The organism is Pseudomonas paraversuta, from assembly GCF_904067025.1.
In the GTDB taxonomy this organism is placed as follows: Bacteria; Pseudomonadota; Gammaproteobacteria; order Pseudomonadales; family Pseudomonadaceae; genus Aquipseudomonas; species Aquipseudomonas paraversuta.
Window position 1 is genome coordinate 4348604 of sequence record NZ_CAJFDA010000001.1, and the last position, 18161, is coordinate 4366764.

Genomic DNA, 18161 nt, shown 5'->3' on the forward strand with positions numbered 1-18161 from the left:
TTTGTAACATCAACCACTTGCGCTTTCGATCTCTCGTTAGCGGGAGGCGAATTCTACAGCGTTACACGCTGCTGTCAACACCTTAATTCCTGCTTCTTTCGATTGAGATAACCGAAGTGCTAACCAGGTAAACGACTTGATTAGCAGTACAGGCTTTATACAAAGCTTGTACTTATACAAAAACAAAATCCCCGTCTGCGTGAGCAGACAGGGATTTTGGAATTTAATCTTGACGATGACCTACTCTCACATGGGGAAACCCCACACTACCATCGGCGATGCATCGTTTCACTTCTGAGTTCGGGATGGGATCAGGTGGTTCCAATGCTCTATGGTCGTCAAGAAATTCGGTAGCCAGCGCGTTTACCTTACGGTCAACGTTCCAGCGAATGGGTATGTAATAGATTTGTGTGTTGTGCAAACTTTCGGTTTGTATCGTCTTCACACACCGCAACTTGTCTGTTCTTGTCACCAAGAACGCAAATTGCTTGGGTGTTATATGGTCAAGCCTCACGGGCAATTAGTATTGGTTAGCTCAACGCCTCACAGCGCTTACACACCCAACCTATCAACGTCGTAGTCTTCGACGGCCCTTTAGGGAACTCAAGGTTCCAGTGAGATCTCATCTTGAGGCAAGTTTCCCGCTTAGATGCTTTCAGCGGTTATCTTTCCCGAACATAGCTACCCGGCAATGCCACTGGCGTGACAACCGGAACACCAGAGGTTCGTCCACTCCGGTCCTCTCGTACTAGGAGCAGCCCCTCTCAAATCTCAAACGTCCACGGCAGATAGGGACCGAACTGTCTCACGACGTTCTAAACCCAGCTCGCGTACCACTTTAAATGGCGAACAGCCATACCCTTGGGACCGGCTTCAGCCCCAGGATGTGATGAGCCGACATCGAGGTGCCAAACACCGCCGTCGATATGAACTCTTGGGCGGTATCAGCCTGTTATCCCCGGAGTACCTTTTATCCGTTGAGCGATGGCCCTTCCATACAGAACCACCGGATCACTAAGACCTACTTTCGTACCTGCTCGACGTGTCTGTCTCGCAGTCAAGCGCGCTTTTGCCTTTATACTCTACGACCGATTTCCGACCGGTCTGAGCGCACCTTCGTACTCCTCCGTTACTCTTTAGGAGGAGACCGCCCCAGTCAAACTACCCACCATACACTGTCCTCGATCCGGATAACGGACCTGAGTTAGAACCTCAAAGTTGCCAGGGTGGTATTTCAAGGTTGGCTCCATGCAGACTGGCGTCCACACTTCAAAGCCTCCCACCTATCCTACACAAGCAAATTCAAAGTCCAGTGCAAAGCTATAGTAAAGGTTCACGGGGTCTTTCCGTCTAGCCGCGGATACACTGCATCTTCACAGCGATTTCAATTTCACTGAGTCTCGGGTGGAGACAGCGCCGCCATCGTTACGCCATTCGTGCAGGTCGGAACTTACCCGACAAGGAATTTCGCTACCTTAGGACCGTTATAGTTACGGCCGCCGTTTACCGGGGCTTCGATCAAGAGCTTCGCGTTAGCTAACCCCATCAATTAACCTTCCGGCACCGGGCAGGCGTCACACCCTATACGTCCACTTTCGTGTTTGCAGAGTGCTGTGTTTTTAATAAACAGTCGCAGCGGCCTGGTATCTTCGACCGGCGTGGGCTTACGCAGTAAATGCTTCACCCTCACCGGCGCACCTTCTCCCGAAGTTACGGTGCCATTTTGCCTAGTTCCTTCACCCGAGTTCTCTCAAGCGCCTTGGTATTCTCTACCCAACCACCTGTGTCGGTTTGGGGTACGGTTCCTGGTTACCTGAAGCTTAGAAGCTTTTCTTGGAAGCATGGCATCAACCACTTCGTTAACTAAAAGTTAACTCGTCATCAGCTCTCGGCCTTAGAATCCCGGATTTACCTAAGATTCCAGCCTACCACCTTAAACTTGGACAACCAACGCCAAGCTGGCCTAGCCTTCTCCGTCCCTCCATCGCAATAACCAGAAGTACAGGAATATTAACCTGTTTTCCATCGACTACGCTTTTCAGCCTCGCCTTAGGGACCGACTAACCCTGCGTCGATTAACGTTGCGCAGGAAACCTTGGTCTTTCGGCGTGGGTGTTTTTCACACCCATTATCGTTACTCATGTCAGCATTCGCACTTCTGATACCTCCAGCAAGCTTCTCAACTCACCTTCACAGGCTTACAGAACGCTCCTCTACCGCATCATCCTAAGATGATACCCGTAGCTTCGGTGTATGGTTTGAGCCCCGTTAAATCTTCCGCGCAGGCCGACTCGACTAGTGAGCTATTACGCTTTCTTTAAAGGGTGGCTGCTTCTAAGCCAACCTCCTAGCTGTCTAAGCCTTCCCACATCGTTTCCCACTTAACCATAACTTTGGGACCTTAGCTGACGGTCTGGGTTGTTTCCCTTTTCACGACGGACGTTAGCACCCGCCGTGTGTCTCCCATGCTCGGCACTTGTAGGTATTCGGAGTTTGCATCGGTTTGGTAAGTCGGGATGACCCCCTAGCCGAAACAGTGCTCTACCCCCTACAGTGATACATGAGGCGCTACCTAAATAGCTTTCGAGGAGAACCAGCTATCTCCGAGCTTGATTAGCCTTTCACTCCGATCCACAGGTCATCCGCTAACTTTTCAACGGTAGTCGGTTCGGTCCTCCAGTTAGTGTTACCCAACCTTCAACCTGCCCATGGATAGATCGCCCGGTTTCGGGTCTATTCCCAGCGACTAGACGCCCTATTAAGACTCGCTTTCGCTACGCCTCCCCTATTCGGTTAAGCTTGCCACTGAAAATAAGTCGCTGACCCATTATACAAAAGGTACGCAGTCACCCAACAAAGTGGGCTCCCACTGCTTGTACGCATACGGTTTCAGGATCTATTTCACTCCCCTCTCCGGGGTTCTTTTCGCCTTTCCCTCACGGTACTAGTTCACTATCGGTCAGTCAGTAGTATTTAGCCTTGGAGGATGGTCCCCCCATATTCAGACAAAGTTTCTCGTGCTCCGTCCTACTCGATTTCACTGCAAAGATGTTTTCGCGTACAGGGCTATCACCCACTATGGCCGCACTTTCCAGAGCGTTCCGCTAACATCAATACAGCTTAAGGGCTGGTCCCCGTTCGCTCGCCACTACTAAGGGAATCTCGGTTGATTTCTTTTCCTCAGGGTACTTAGATGTTTCAGTTCCCCTGGTTCGCTTCTTAAGCCTATGTATTCAGCTTAAGATACCTAACTTATGTTAGGTGGGTTCCCCCATTCAGACATCTCCGGATCAAAGTCTGTTTGCCGACTCCCCGAAGCTTTTCGCAGGCTACCACGTCTTTCATCGCCTCTGACTGCCAAGGCATCCACCGTATGCGCTTCTTCACTTGACCATATAACCCCAAGCAATCTGGTTATACTATGAAGACGACATTCGCCGAAAATTCGCATGTTCAATTAAGAACGTTCACAAATTTTACCTTAGCCTGAATAAACACCAGTGAAAGTGCTATCCAGTCTAACTTTCTATTACATACCCAAATTTTTAAAGAACGATCTAATCAAAAGATCAGAAATCAACATTCACCACCATCTGATGGAATGTTCATTTCTAAGCTTTACGATAGAGAAGCCACGATTTAACGTTGCTTCTACCGTCTTCTTCAATGAATCAAGCAATTCGTGTGGGAACTTATGGAGCAGCTGATGTCGTCGATTAAGGAGGTGATCCAGCCGCAGGTTCCCCTACGGCTACCTTGTTACGACTTCACCCCAGTCATGAATCACACCGTGGTAACCGTCCTCCCGAAGGTTAGACTAGCTACTTCTGGTGCAACCCACTCCCATGGTGTGACGGGCGGTGTGTACAAGGCCCGGGAACGTATTCACCGTGACATTCTGATTCACGATTACTAGCGATTCCGACTTCACGCAGTCGAGTTGCAGACTGCGATCCGGACTACGATCGGTTTTATGGGATTAGCTCCACCTCGCGGCTTGGCAACCCTTTGTACCGACCATTGTAGCACGTGTGTAGCCCAGGCCGTAAGGGCCATGATGACTTGACGTCATCCCCACCTTCCTCCGGTTTGTCACCGGCAGTCTCCTTAGAGTGCCCACCATTACGTGCTGGTAACTAAGGACAAGGGTTGCGCTCGTTACGGGACTTAACCCAACATCTCACGACACGAGCTGACGACAGCCATGCAGCACCTGTCTCAATGTTCCCGAAGGCACCAATCTATCTCTAGAAAGTTCATTGGATGTCAAGGCCTGGTAAGGTTCTTCGCGTTGCTTCGAATTAAACCACATGCTCCACCGCTTGTGCGGGCCCCCGTCAATTCATTTGAGTTTTAACCTTGCGGCCGTACTCCCCAGGCGGTCAACTTAATGCGTTAGCTGCGCCACTAAGAGTTCAAGACTCCCAACGGCTAGTTGACATCGTTTACGGCGTGGACTACCAGGGTATCTAATCCTGTTTGCTCCCCACGCTTTCGCACCTCAGTGTCAGTATCAGTCCAGGTAGTCGCCTTCGCCACTGGTGTTCCTTCCTATATCTACGCATTTCACCGCTACACAGGAAATTCCACTACCCTCTACCATACTCTAGCTTGCCAGTTTTGGATGCAGTTCCCAGGTTGAGCCCGGGGATTTCACATTCAACTTAACAAACCACCTACGCGCGCTTTACGCCCAGTAATTCCGATTAACGCTTGCACCCTCTGTATTACCGCGGCTGCTGGCACAGAGTTAGCCGGTGCTTATTCTGTCGGTAACGTCAAAACACTAACGTATTAGGTTAATGCCCTTCCTCCCAACTTAAAGTGCTTTACAATCCGAAGACCTTCTTCACACACGCGGCATGGCTGGATCAGGCTTTCGCCCATTGTCCAATATTCCCCACTGCTGCCTCCCGTAGGAGTCTGGACCGTGTCTCAGTTCCAGTGTGACTGATCATCCTCTCAGACCAGTTACGGATCGTAGCCTTGGTGAGCCATTACCTCACCAACTAGCTAATCCGACCTAGGCTCATCTGATAGCGCAAGGCCCGAAGGTCCCCTGCTTTCTCCCGTAGGACGTATGCGGTATTAGCGTCCGTTTCCGAACGTTATCCCCCACTACCAGGCAGATTCCTAGGTATTACTCACCCGTCCGCCGCTCTCAAGAGGTGCAAGCACCTCTCTACCGCTCGACTTGCATGTGTTAGGCCTGCCGCCAGCGTTCAATCTGAGCCATGATCAAACTCTTCAGTTCAAACATCTTTGGGTTTTTAAGAAACCCTAAACTTGGCTCAGCAATCGTTGGTTACATCTTTGATTTCTCGCGGAGTAACTTGTGATGCTGATAATCTTGTTGACTATCAGTCTGACTCCACAAGCACCCACACGAATTGCTTGATTCAGTTGTTAAAGAGCGGTTGGTTAAGCTTTCGCTCAACCGAGGCGCGCATTCTACAGCAGCCTCTGTTGCTGTCAAGCGGTTATTTTCAGATGTTTTCAAAGTTTCCCTTGTAACATCAACCACTTGCGCTTTCGATCTCTCGTTAGCGGGAGGCGAATTCTACAGCGTTACACGCTGCTGTCAACACCTCATTTCCTGCTTCGATGACTTGAAGCTGACACTGCCGAAGAACCATCCAACTCATTGAAACTCAAGGAGTTTTCCGTTTCGACTGCGCCGGAAGTGGGCGAATTATAGGCCGTTGGAATTCTGGGTCAAGGACTAATTTCACATTAGTGTCATATTGCCTTTAATGCCCCCAAAAGCAGAGGCCAGCCTGGCGGCTGGCCTCTCTTCATCTATATAGGGCTTTCGCGAGTCTTACAGACTCGGAAATGCAAACTGCGATGCCTCATGGCTAGCGCGTTGCGGCCAGCGCTGGGTGATTGCCTTGCGGCGCGTGTAAAAGCGCACACCATCCGGCCCGTACGCATGCAGGTCGCCAAACAGCGAACGTTTCCAGCCGCCAAAGCTGTGGTAAGCCACCGGCACCGGCAGCGGAACGTTAACGCCCACCATCCCCACTTCAATCTCGTCGCAAAACAGACGCGCCGCTTCACCATCACGGGTGAAGATACACGTACCGTTGCCATATTCATGATCGTTGATCAGTTGCATTGCCGCTTCCAGGCTATTAACCCGCACGATGCAAAGTACCGGACCAAAAATCTCTTCTTTATAGATGCGCATCTCGGGGGTCACGCGGTCAAACAGGCAACCACCCAGGAAGAAGCCATCTTCGTGATCCTTGACGCTTAACCCGCGCCCATCAACCACCAGCTCAGCACCTGCCGTCACACCGTCCTGGACATAGCCGCTGACCTTGTCACGGGCCTGACCGGAAACCAGTGGGCCCATATCCAGACCGCACGAAGTACCTGCGCCAATTTTCAACGCCTTGATTTGCGGAACCAACTTGGCCACCAGTGCATCGGCCACCTGATCGCCTACACACACTGCAACCGAAATCGCCATGCAACGCTCGCCGCACGAACCATAGGCAGCGCCCATCAAAGCATTGACCGCGTTATCCAGATCGGCATCCGGCATCAATACCGCATGGTTCTTGGCACCGCCCAAAGCCTGAACACGCTTGCCGCGCTTAGTGCCTTCGGCATAGATGTATTCGGCAATCGGCGTCGACCCGACAAAGCTCAAGGCCTTCACTTCTGGAGCCTCGATCAATGCATCCACAGCGGTCTTGTCACCGTGGACCACGTTCATTACGCCTTTAGGCAAACCGGCTTCCTGCAACAACTGGGCAATCAACAGCGTCGAGCTCGGGTCACGTTCCGACGGCTTCAGAATGAAACAGTTACCGCACACAATGGCCAGCGGATACATCCACAGCGGCACCATGGCCGGGAAGTTGAAAGGCGTAATCCCCGCCACCACACCCAATGGCTGGAAGTCCGACCAGGCATCAATGTTCGGTCCTACGTTACGGCTGTATTCGCCCTTCAGGATTTCAGGAGCAGAACAGGCGTACTCGACGTTCTCGATTCCACGCTTCAACTCACCGGCTGCGTCTTCCAGCGTCTTGCCATGCTCTTCACTGATCAACTGCGAGATGCGTGCTTCGTTCTGTTCCAGAAGTTGCTTGAAACGGAACATCACTTGAGCGCGTTTGGCCGCAGGCGTATTACGCCACACCGGGAATGCTGCTTTGGCGGCATCGATAGCTTGTTGAATAGTCTCGCGACTGGCCAGTGGCACCTGATGAATCACTTTACCGGTCGACGGGTTGTACACATCGGCAGTGCGGCCAGAATCACTTACCATCTCGCCATTGATCAAATGTTGAATCGTGCTCATTGGAGCTCCAAAAAGTTGTCCACAGGCGCGAACAGTGCGCGCCTGTCAAAATTCAAAAAAGTCCCTTCTATATAGATAGAAGAAATCAGTCGATCTGATTCAGCGCTTCGCCGACCGCATCGAACAGGCGATCCAGTTCCTGCGGCTTGCTATTGAAAGTCGGCCCGAATTGCAGAGTGTCACCGCCGTAACGCACGTAGAAGCCAGCCTTCCACAGCTTCATCGCGGCATCGAACGGGCGCACAATCGCATCGCCATCGCGCGGAGCAATCTGAATCGCACCGGCCAGGCCGTAGTTGCGAATATCGATGACGTTCTTCACGCCCTTCAGACCATGCAACGCATTCTCGAAATGCGGTGCAACTTGCGCCACGCTCTGCACTAGGTTTTCTTTTTGCAAAAGATCCAGGGCCGCCAGACCCGCAGCACACGCCACCGGATGAGCCGAATAGGTATACCCGTGCGGGAATTCAACCGCGTACTCAGGCGTCGGTTGATTCATGAAGGTGTGATAGATCTCGCTGGTAGCAATCACTGCGCCCATAGGGATCGCACCGTTAGTGACCTGCTTGGCAATACACATCAAGTCTGGCGTCACACCGAAGCTGTCGGCACCGAACATCGAGCCTGTGCGACCAAACCCGGTAATCACCTCATCAAAGACCAGCAGGATGTTGTGCTGATCACAGATTTCACGCAGACGTTTCAGATAACCCTGTGGCGGCACCAGCACACCGGCAGAGCCTGCCATCGGTTCCACAAACACGGCCGCGATGTTCGAAGCGTCATGCAGTTCGATCAACTTGAGCAGTTCATCGGCCAATGCAATCCCGCCCAACTCGGGCATACCGCGAGAGAACGCGTTGCTGGCCAGCAGTGTGTGCGGCAGATGATCAACATCCATCATCGCCTGACCAAACATCTTACGGTTGCCGTTCACACCGCCCAGACTGGTACCCGCGATGTTCACCCCGTGATAACCACGAGCACGACCAATCATCTTGGTTTTGCTCGACTGGCCTTTCAAGCGCCAGTAAGCGCGGACCATTTTCACTGCGGTATCCGCGCACTCCGAACCCGAGTCAGTGAAGAACACGTGATTCAGGTTGCCCGGCGTCAGCTCAGTGATCTTCTCGGCCAGCTGGAACGACAGTGGATGCCCGTACTGGAACGCCGGCGAGTAATCGAGGGTGCCCAACTGCTTTGAAACAGCTTCCTGAATTTCTTTGCGGGTATGCCCTGCGCCACAGGTCCATAGACCTGACAGTGAATCGTAAATTTGCCGACCCTTATCGTCCGTCAAATAGCTCCCTTTGGCCCCCACGATAAAACGCGGGTCACGATGGAAGTTACGGTTAGCGGTGTAAGGCATCCAGTGGGCATCCAGCTTGAGCTGGCTAGTCACTGTTATTTCGGCGTTTTCAGGCATGTTCATGGGCAAAACCTCGCAGAGCAGAAAGCGGCGTGGGATTGAAAGCGTTGTTGCAGCTAAATTGCCATGGCTATAAAGTCGGTGAAATCCAACTCTTCTAACCTTTAGTCAGGCCTCCACTAAACTATGAGCAGCCGTCGTCCCGATGCACTGGCCCAAGTCAGCGATTTTGATATTCGATTGCTGCGTATTTTCCGCAGCGTGGTGGAATGCGGCGGGTTCTCGGCGGCAGAAACGGTGCTCGGCATTGGCCGCTCGGCCATCAGTCAGCAGATGAGTGACCTGGAACAACGACTGGGTTTACGCCTGTGTCAGCGTGGGCGGGCGGGATTTTCTCTGACAGAAGAAGGCCGCGAGGTTTATCAGTCATCACTCCAGTTGCTGGGGGCACTCGAAAGTTTTCGTACCGAGGTCAACGGCCTGCATCACCACCTGCGCGGTGAACTGACGATTGGGCTAACCGACAACCTGGTCACCCTGCCCCACATGCGTATCACCCATGCCCTGTCCCAACTCAAAGAGCGCGGGCCCGATGTACAAATTCACATTCGAATGATCGCCCCCAATGAAGTAGAGCAAGGGGTTCTCGACGGCCGCTTGCATGTAGGCGTCGTACCCCAGGCCAGTGCGCTGTCCGGTCTTGAGTACCAACCGTTGTACAGCGAGCGCTCACTGCTCTATTGCGCTGTGGGCCACCCGTTGTTTTATGTCGATGATCGGCAACTGGCCGACCAGCGTCTCAACGAACAGGATGCCATTGCCCCGACTTTCCGCCTGCCTTCCGAGATCCAGGCGCACTACCAGGCACTTAATTGCACCGCCAGCGCGTCAGATCGCGAAGGCATGGCCTTTCTGATTCTGACCGGGCGCTACATCGGCTACCTGCCCGATCATTACGCCAGCCTGTGGGTGCAACAAGGCCGCCTGCGGGCCTTGAAAGCCAAAACCCGCTTTTATGACTTGAGTCTGGCCTCGGTCACACGTAAAGGTCGACGTCCGCATCTGGTGCTGGAAAGTTTCCTTGAGAGCCTGGAAGCGACGCGCTAACGTGAAACTGCAGCGAAAGCTCCCACAAAGATTGCTCTGGAAAACCTATGACCTTTGAAATCCCCGCCCACGATGGCAAGCCGGCTGGCCGTATTCGTCAAAAGAACGAAGAGGTCATTCTCAAGGCCGCAGAGGATGAATTTGCCCGTCATGGGTTCAAAGGCACCAGCATGAACACCATCGCGCTCAAGGCCGGCCTGCCAAAAGCCAACCTGCACTACTACTTCACCAACAAGCTGGGGCTCTATATTGCGGTATTGAGCAATATCATCGAATTGTGGGACCGCACCTTCAATACCCTGACCGCCGCAGACGATCCGGCCCAGGCACTCAGCCGTTACATCCGCGCCAAGATGGAGTTCTCACGCCAACAGCCACAGGCCTCCCGTGTATTTGCAATGGAAATCATCAGCGGTGGCGCCTGTCTGACCGAATACTTCACCCAGGACTACCGCATTTGGTTCCAGGGTCGTGCGGCCGTGTTTCAAGCCTGGATAGATGCCGGAAAAATGGACCCGGTCGACCCGGTACACCTGATTTTCCTGTTATGGGGCAGCACCCAGCATTACGCTGACTTCGCGACCCAAATCTGCCGCGTATCGGGGCGCTCGCGTTTGACCAGGCAAGACATGCAAGACGCCAGCGACAACCTGATCCGTATCATCCTCAAAGGCTGCGGCCTGACGCCTACCGTCTAAGTCTGGAACCGACATGCCTTCGACCCTCCTGGGTCTTTGCGAATACCGCGAAGAAATCCGAAAAAGCCGCTTTATCACCCTCGCCGCGCCGATCACCAATGCTCAACAGGCACAGGACTTTATCGAGCAACATAGCGACCTGAATGCCTCGCACAATTGCTGGGCCTGGAAACACGGTGATCAATATCGCAGCAGTGACGACGGCGAACCCGGCGGCACCGCTGGCCGGCCGATACTGTCAGCTATCGAGGCCCAGGACTGCGATCAGGTCGTGGTACTGGTCATTCGCTGGTATGGCGGCATCCAGCTGGGAACCGGCGGGCTGGCACGGGCTTACGGCGGCGGCGCCAACAAATGCCTGCAGGGCGCAGAAAAGCTGAGGTTGATTAGCCGTGTTGCGCTGGACTGCTCGTGCAACTTCAGCGAACTGGCACTGATTAAACTGCGGGTGGCCGAATCAGGAGGTTTGCTGATCAATGAAACCTTCACCGCCAATGGCGTTGACCTGCAACTGGCACTGGCCGAAGAACAGATCGCCCCTCTACAGCAACAACTGGCCAGTATCAGTCGCGGCAGGATTTTGCTGCACCGGCGCGAGCCCGGCACAGAGGAGTAAATACGCCATATCCTTCCCCCGGACTTGCCCACAGTCACTGTGCACCCAACTGTGGATAACCTGAGTACACAAGGCTGCAGCCCTTGTGTCACGGGCATTGCACAGGTTTGTACGTTTTTTGACCTGCTTTCTTCAAAACAAAGAAAATCTATTTAAAAACAGTCATTTAGACAAGGTTATCGCGGTTAGAACAAAGCAGCCCGGTGCTTATACCCCTCAACCGAAGTTGCACACAGTTACTGTGGAACAACCTGTGGATAACCCGTGCAAATACCCCGCGAATTCAATCTGCGTAACGCCTGCTTATCTTTGTACGTTTTTTAACCAAATCGATATTTAAACAACCATAGCCTGACGCGCCCTGAAACTCTCTCCTACCTGAACAAAGGAACAGGCCCACACCTCAAAGCTGGGCACTCGCACAGCGATGGAGTAAAAACCTTTACGGTGAATTCCCTTTAGCTCTAGAAGGACGCTACTCATGACAGCAAAACATGCACTGATTATCGGAGCTTCACGCGGATTGGGACTGGGCCTGGTCAAAGAGTTACTCAAGGACGGCTGGCAAGTCACCGCGACTGTCCGCGATCCCAATAAAGCCGACGCCTTGAAATCACTGGGCCAAGTGAGCATTGAGCAACTGGACATCGACAACCACCAGGCCATCAAGGCATTGAGCAACAGGTTGAACAACCAGGTCTTCGACCTGCTGTTCATCAATGCCGGCATCAAAGGCCCGGATGATCAATGGTCGGGCAACGCAACCCTGGCTGAGGTTGGCCAGTTGTTTTATACCAACAGCGTGGCGCCAATTAATCTGGCGAAAGCGTTTGTCAGTAAAGTCCGAAAAGACAGCGGCGTACTGGCCTTCATGAGTTCGGTGCTGGGCAGCATCACTGTGCCGGACGCGCCTGAAATGGCGCTCTATAAAGCCAGCAAGGCTGCACTCAACTCCATGACCACGACCTTTGTGCATCAGGAACTGGGGGACAACAATCCCACCGTGCTCTCCATGCATCCGGGCTGGGTAAAAACCGACATGGGCGGCGAAGGTGCCGAGATCGATGTCGAAACCAGCACCCGGGGCCTCGTTGAACAAGTCAAAGCCTACGCAGGTAAAGGCGGCCATCACTTTATCGACTACAAAGGCCAGACAATTCCCTGGTAAGCAACCGCTGAGCCCGCTCCCGACGGACCGGGCTCAGCTGTGGTTAAAGCCCCAGCAACGACAACATGATAAAAGTCGCAAACAACACGAAATGGGTCATGCCCTCGATGGCATTGGTTTCGCCGTCATTGAGGTTGATGGCACAGACCACCAGGGTAATCAGCACCATCACTGTCTGCACCGGGGTCATGGCCATCTGAAACGGCTGCCCGGTATACAGTGCCATTGCCTCCATCACCGGCACCGTCAGAATCACCGTGGACAATGAAGCGCCCAACGCCACGTTAACCACCGACTGCATGCGATTGGCCAATGCGGCACGCAGGGCCGTGAGGATTTCCGGCGCGGCCGAAATTGCGGCCACCACAATGGCCGTGATCACCGGCGGTGCGCCCGTGCCCTCAAGACCAAGGTCCAGGGTTTTGGACATCACCTCTGCCAGCGCACCAATCACGATAACCCCCAGTGCCAGCACGGTTACCGACAGTTTGAGGTTCGCCGGCTCTTCTTTGTGCTCACCCTTGCGGCGTTTCTTGTCCGGGTAGCTGTAACTGAAGAAGTAACTGTGCGGCCCGACCTGCATCCGCAAAAACAGGGTGTAGAGCAATACCATCGCGCCGATGGTGAAGGCCGAGTAAATTTTCCAGTCAGCCTCGGGGATAAACTCCGGCACCACCATGGACACCCCCATGGCAGTAAGAATCATCACCGTGTAGGTGCGGGCGGAATCATCGTTGTAGGACTGCTCGCCATGTTTGATCCCGCCCATCAGTGCCGCCAGGCCGAGAATGCCATTGATGTCGAGCATGACCGCAGAGTAAATCGTGTCCCGTACCAGGGTCGGTGATGCTTCGTTGCTCATCATGATGGCCAGGATCACTACCTCGACCAAAACGGCGGACAAGGTAAGGATCATCGTGCCATAGGGATCGCCGACTTTTTCTGCCAGTACCTCGGCGTGATGGGCCACGCGCATCGAGGCACACACAATCGCCGCCACAAGCACAACCCCTGCTGCCAGGGCGGTAATCTGGCCGTTGCTCAGTAGCCAATGCTCCAGCGGGTAAGCCAGCGCCACCATCACGATCGCCAGCAACAGCAGTTTTTCGTCTTTCAATAGAGTCAGCATTGCGGGCCTTTTGCCAGTAAACAAACACAGGTTGATGGGTTACAGACTTCCACAACTTGCTAACGTTTCGTTACATGTTAGTTCACAGGCCCGCCCGTCCAGGCCTCTGTCACCCCTGGCAACCGTAGGCTGCGACAAATAGCTTGGTCGGGTTTTACCAAATGTGTAGCAGCACGCCTGTAGAATGCTGGGATCTGCACCTGATTTAATGAGAATTTTTTATGTACGACTGGCTCAACGCCCTGCCAAAAGCTGAACTGCACATGCATCTTGAGGGATCCCTGGAACCCGAACTGCTGTTCGCTCTGGCTGAGCGCAACAAGATTGCCCTGCCCTGGAACGACGTTGAAACCTTGCGCAAAGCGTATGCCTTCAACAACCTGCAAGAGTTCCTCGACCTGTATTACAAGGGTGCAGACGTATTGCGTACGTCCCAGGATTTCTACGACCTGACCTGGGCCTACCTGCTGCGTTGCAAGGCGCAGAATGTGATTCACACTGAACCCTTCTTCGACCCGCAAACCCACACTGACCGCGGGATTCCCTTCGAAGTGGTGCTCAACGGCATCGCCAGCGCACTCAAGGACGGCGAGCAGCAACTGGGTATCACCAGCGGTCTGATCCTGAGTTTTCTGCGTCACTTGAGTGAAGAAGAAGCGGAAAAAACCCTCGACCAGGCACTGCCATTTCGCGAAGCATTTGTCGCCGTTGGCCTCGACAGCTCAGAAATGGGCCACCCGCCGAGCAAGTTCCAGCGCGTCTTCGATCGCGCCCGTCACGAAGGCTTTCTCACCGTCGCCCACGCCGGCGAAGAGGGCCCGCCGGAGTACATCTGGGAGGCGCTCGATCTGCTCAAAATCCAGCGCATCGACCACGGTGTACGGGCGATTGAAGACGAGCGTCTGATGCAGCGCATTATCGACGAGCAAATCCCGCTGACCGTGTGCCCGCTCTCGAATACCAAACTCTGCGTGTTTGATCACATGTCGCAGCACAACATTCTCGACATGCTCGAGCGCGGCGTGAAGGTGACCGTCAATTCCGATGACCCGGCCTATTTCGGTGGTTACATGACCGAAAACTTCCACGCCCTGTACACCGACCTGGGCATGACCCAGGATCAGGCCAAGCGTCTGGCGCAAAACAGCCTGGATGCACGCTTGATCAAGCCGTAAACCTGTTGTGGGAGCTGGCTGCCGGCTCCCACAGTCAGCCTTGACGGCCTCGGTCGCGGGCCAACCCCGCGCACCGCTCAACCAGCATGTCGTGTAATAACCTCACCGGCTTGCTCAGTTGCGCACGATGGCCGCACAGCAGGTTCAACGGCGCCCGCTCACAGGTCAGCTCGGGCAACAGCACCTTGAGCCGGCCCGAAGTCACATCCCCCACTACATCCAGCCAGGACTTGTAGGCAATCCCGGCCCCGGCCAACGCCCACAAGCGCACCACATCGGCATCGTCACTGAACCGGTCGCCACTGACCGTCAGCCGAAGCTCACGCTTGCCATCATTGAATTGCCAATAGTCGTGGACTCGCGTGCCGAGCATGTACAGCAGGCAATTGTGTTGCAACAGCTGTTCGAGCTGACGCGGCTCGCCCTTGCGCACCAGGTAGTCAGGGGACGCACACAGCACCCGGCGATTGTCTGCCGCCACCGGCAAGGCCACCAGGCTGGAGTCTTCAGGCTCACCGTAGCGCAAGGCGATATCTACCGGCTGACGGAACAGGTCGGCAATTCGGTCCCCCAGCAACAAACGCACCGTGAGCTTCGGGTGCTCACGCTGAAACTGATCCAGCCAGGGCAGCAGTAAATTACGCCCGAAGTCCGAGGGGGCCGACAGCTGCAGCACCCCACTGACCTGATCTTGCCCACGAGCCAGCAAGCGCCGTCCTTCATCCAGACTGCTTAATGCCGTACGCGCATATTCGAGAAAACCTTCACCTTCTGCAGTCAACCGCAAACTCCGGGTGGAGCGGGCCAGCAGCCGGGTATTCAGCTGCGCCTCGATGCGCTTGAGCGCCGCACTGGCCACCGCCGGCGACATGTCCATTACCCGTGCTGCTGCCGACAAACTGCCCAGGTCTGCGGCGCGAACAAACAGTTGCAGGTCATCGAAACGCAGCATTGAAAACACACCCGGGAATTATCAATAAAATATTGAAAGAGACTGCTGTTTTAGCCGGTTTTATCATTCCACGAAATAGCTAATCATGGTTCTACTTTCTTAATCTCCTTCAGGACTTGTCCCATGAAAGCTATCGCCTATTACCAGTCGCTACCGATTCAAGACCCCCAAGCCCTGCAAGACATCGAACTGCCAGAGCCGATTGCCGGCCCCCGCGACCTGCTGGTTGAAGTAAAAGCCATTTCCGTGAACCCGGTGGACACCAAAGTCCGGCAGAACGTACAACCGCAAGACGGCGAAGCCAAAGTGCTGGGATGGGACGTCGCCGGTGTGGTCAAGGCGGTTGGCAGTGAGGCGAGCCTGTTCAAGGTTGGCGACAAGGTGTTCTATGCAGGCTCCATCGCCCGCGCCGGCGCCAACAGCGAACGTCATGTGGTGGATGAGCGGATCGTCGGTCACATGCCCAAGAGCCTCGGTTTCGCCGAAGCCGCGGCGCTGCCACTGACCGCAATCACCGCCTGGGAACTGTTGTTTGAACGGCTTGGCATTAATGAGGGCAAGGTCGACCAGCAACAGAGCCTGTTGATTGTCGGCGCGGCCGGAGGCGTCGGCTCGATCCTGACTCAACTGGCCAGCCAGCTCACGGCACTCAAGGTAATTGGCAGCGCATCGCGCCCCGAGACCCAAGCCTGGGTACGGGAGTTGGGCGCGGACCTCATTGTCGATCATCGTCAGCCCCTGAGCGAAGCGCTCAAACACCAGGGCATCAACAGCGTTACCCACGTCGCCAGCCTGACCCAGACCGATGAGCACCTGGATCAACTGGTCGAAGCACTGGCTCCCCAGGGCAAACTGGCCCTGATCGACGACCCCAAGGCCCTCGACATTACCAAGCTCAAGCGCAAGAGCCTGTCGCTGCACTGGGAGTTCATGTACACCCGTTCGCTGTTCGAAACGCCGGACATGATCGAGCAACATCATCTGCTCAACCGGGTGGCCGAACTGATCGATGCCGGCACTTTGCGCACCACCGTTGGCGAGCACTTCGGCACCATCAACGCGGCCAACCTGCGCCGCGCCCATACGTTGCTGGAAAGCGGCAAGTCCAAAGGCAAGATTGTGCTCGAAGGGTTCTGATCTGGCATGACGCGAGGCTGAAAGCGCCAGTTTCAACCGTCAGTCAGAGACTTGATCCCTGACATATTTCACCGGGGATTCGGTAATACACTGGCCTCCTTTGCGAACCAAGGGAGGCCAGTAATGAAAATCCTGATAAAAGCGTTAGCAAGATCCCGTGACTGCCAATGGCAGGTTCAACTCGACCAGCAAGCCGTCAATTTTCGCAGCGAGGCCGAGGCTCGCGCCTTTGTGGACAAGCTGCAGTCCCGCCTGCAAGCCCCGCATGTACTGCCCGCACCTTTGGCGGGCTGATTCAGACCGGCTCTTGAGCGGCGATCCGGGCGCTATAGACACGCCGGGTCGCCATCCCGATAGCCACCGCCAAGACCCCGCACAAGGTGATCACCATCGCCATTGGCAGCGCCGTGCCATCGTGCAACACGCCGACCAATGAAGCTGCGGCTGCGGCCACACTGAACTGCAAACAGCCGAGCATGGCCGAAGCACTGCCGGCCCGCGCGCCCTGCCCGCTCATGGCGCAGGCAGAAGCGTTGGGGATGATGCAGCCCAGGCTGGCAATACAGATAAACAACGGGATCAGCAACGGCCACAGCTGCTCTGTGTGCAAGGCACTAATGCCCAGCAACACCAGACCGGCCGCCAGATAAACCCACACCGTACGCGCCAGCAAAAAGGCCGGCCCGCGTCTGGCCAGCAACCGGGCATTGACCTGCGCCACCAAAATAAAGCCTGCGGCATTGCTGCCAAACAGCCAGCCGTAATGCTCTGCCGGTACGCCGTAGAGTTTGATAAATACGAAAGGTGAACCCGCAATGTAGGCAAACATCCCGGCCATCGCGATCCCGCCGGTGAGTGCATGCCCCAGGAATTCACGGTCCTTGAGCAGGCGGCCATATTGACGCAAGGCCCCCGACAAAGGCTGGCGCGGCACATTGGCGGGCAGGCTTTCCGGCAGACCCAGCGCCACGGCCAGGGCCGCCAGAGCACTGAACACCGTCAACACGATAAAGATCGACTGCCAGCCATGCAGATTGACCAGCAGACCACCGAGCATCGGCGCCAGAATCGGTGCCAGCCCCATTACCAGCATCAGTTGCGAAAACACCTTGGCCGAACCTACCGCGTCGCATTTATCACTGACAATCGCCCGCGATAGCACCATGCCCGCGCAACCGCCCAGTGCCTGAACGAATCGGGCACCAATCAACCATTCCAGGGTGGGGGCAAATGCACAGGCCAGGGAGGCCGCAGTGAACAGGCCGACACCCACCAGCAGCGGAATGCGTCGACCAAAACGGTCTGCGATCGGCCCATAGGCCAGCTGGCCGATGGACAAGCCCAGGAAGTAAACCGCCAGCGTTAGCTGGATATGTTGTTCATCTGTTGCAAAAGCCTGTGCCATCGCCGGGAAACCCGGCAGATAGAAGTCGATTGCCAAAGGACCGAAGGCGCTCAGGGCGCCTAAAATCAGGATTGTTCTAAAGTTCAT

The 18161-nt window shown here is 54.8% G+C and carries 12 protein-coding genes and 3 rRNA genes; 7 read left to right on the top strand and 8 right to left on the bottom strand.

The window, feature by feature from the left end:
- Window positions 1-227: 227 nt before the first annotated feature.
- From rrf to aptA, 5 genes are all read right to left on the bottom strand, one after another.
- Window positions 228-343 (bottom strand): 5S ribosomal RNA (gene rrf, locus JQ848_RS19740).
- A 156-nt stretch (window positions 344-499) separates the two neighbouring features.
- Window positions 500-3393: ribosomal RNA gene (locus tag JQ848_RS19745) — 23S ribosomal RNA — on the bottom strand.
- Between the two features lie 324 nt (window positions 3394-3717).
- Window positions 3718-5254 (bottom strand): 16S ribosomal RNA (locus tag JQ848_RS19750).
- The 16S, 23S and 5S rRNA genes sit together here, the layout of an rRNA operon.
- 567 nt (window positions 5255-5821) lie before the next feature.
- Window positions 5822-7315 (bottom strand): CoA-acylating methylmalonate-semialdehyde dehydrogenase, encoded by a 1494-nt coding sequence (locus JQ848_RS19755; protein WP_003439341.1) that lies wholly within the window; start codon window positions 7313-7315, stop codon window positions 5822-5824.
- A gap of 85 nt (window positions 7316-7400) precedes the next feature.
- Window positions 7401-8750, bottom strand: a complete 1350-nt coding sequence (gene aptA / locus JQ848_RS19760) for an omega-aminotransferase AptA (RefSeq protein WP_003439338.1) — start codon at window positions 8748-8750, stop codon at window positions 7401-7403.
- A 123-nt stretch (window positions 8751-8873) separates the two neighbouring features.
- Here aptA and JQ848_RS19765 point away from each other — a divergent pair, with 123 nt between their 5' ends.
- From JQ848_RS19765 to JQ848_RS19780, 4 genes are all read left to right on the top strand, one after another.
- On the top strand, window positions 8874-9794 hold the full coding sequence (locus JQ848_RS19765) for a LysR family transcriptional regulator (RefSeq protein WP_003439335.1): 921 nt from the start codon (window positions 8874-8876) through the stop codon (window positions 9792-9794).
- 47 nt (window positions 9795-9841) lie between these two features.
- Entirely contained in the window at window positions 9842-10492 is a 651-nt protein-coding gene (locus tag JQ848_RS19770; RefSeq protein WP_003439332.1) for a TetR/AcrR family transcriptional regulator, read from the top strand.
- Window positions 10493-10505: 13 nt separating this feature from the next.
- Window positions 10506-11108 (top strand): IMPACT family protein, encoded by a 603-nt coding sequence (locus JQ848_RS19775; protein WP_003439329.1) that lies wholly within the window; start codon window positions 10506-10508, stop codon window positions 11106-11108.
- Window positions 11109-11589: 481 nt separating this feature from the next.
- Window positions 11590-12276, top strand: coding sequence for an SDR family oxidoreductase (locus JQ848_RS19780; RefSeq protein WP_003439327.1), 687 nt, complete (start codon window positions 11590-11592; stop codon window positions 12274-12276).
- Window positions 12277-12319: 43 nt separating this feature from the next.
- Here the strand turns inward: JQ848_RS19780 and JQ848_RS19785 are convergent, their stop codons facing one another.
- On the bottom strand, window positions 12320-13405 hold the full coding sequence (locus tag JQ848_RS19785) for a calcium:cation antiporter (protein WP_003439324.1): 1086 nt from the start codon (window positions 13403-13405) through the stop codon (window positions 12320-12322).
- A gap of 221 nt (window positions 13406-13626) precedes the next feature.
- Between JQ848_RS19785 and JQ848_RS19790 the strand changes: the two genes are divergently transcribed.
- Window positions 13627-14580, top strand: coding sequence for an adenosine deaminase (locus JQ848_RS19790; RefSeq protein WP_003439321.1), 954 nt, complete (start codon window positions 13627-13629; stop codon window positions 14578-14580).
- A gap of 34 nt (window positions 14581-14614) precedes the next feature.
- On the opposite strand, the gene JQ848_RS19795 is transcribed toward JQ848_RS19790, so the two are convergent.
- Window positions 14615-15532, bottom strand: a complete 918-nt coding sequence (locus JQ848_RS19795) for a LysR family transcriptional regulator (protein ID WP_202211052.1) — start codon at window positions 15530-15532, stop codon at window positions 14615-14617.
- Window positions 15533-15655: 123 nt separating this feature from the next.
- Between JQ848_RS19795 and JQ848_RS19800 the strand changes: the two genes are divergently transcribed.
- Both JQ848_RS19800 and JQ848_RS19805 read left to right on the top strand, forming a co-directional pair.
- Window positions 15656-16669: a zinc-binding alcohol dehydrogenase family protein gene (locus JQ848_RS19800; RefSeq protein ID WP_202211053.1), complete on the top strand. Its 1014-nt coding sequence runs from the start codon at window positions 15656-15658 to the stop codon at window positions 16667-16669.
- 123 nt (window positions 16670-16792) lie between these two features.
- Complete coding sequence (locus JQ848_RS19805; RefSeq protein ID WP_003439315.1) at window positions 16793-16963, top strand: hypothetical protein; 171 nt, start codon at window positions 16793-16795, stop codon at window positions 16961-16963.
- Between the two features lies 1 nt (window position 16964).
- Here JQ848_RS19805 and JQ848_RS19810 read toward each other — a convergent pair whose 3' ends face one another.
- Window positions 16965-18161: a multidrug effflux MFS transporter gene (locus tag JQ848_RS19810; RefSeq protein ID WP_010656213.1), complete on the bottom strand. Its 1197-nt coding sequence runs from the start codon at window positions 18159-18161 to the stop codon at window positions 16965-16967.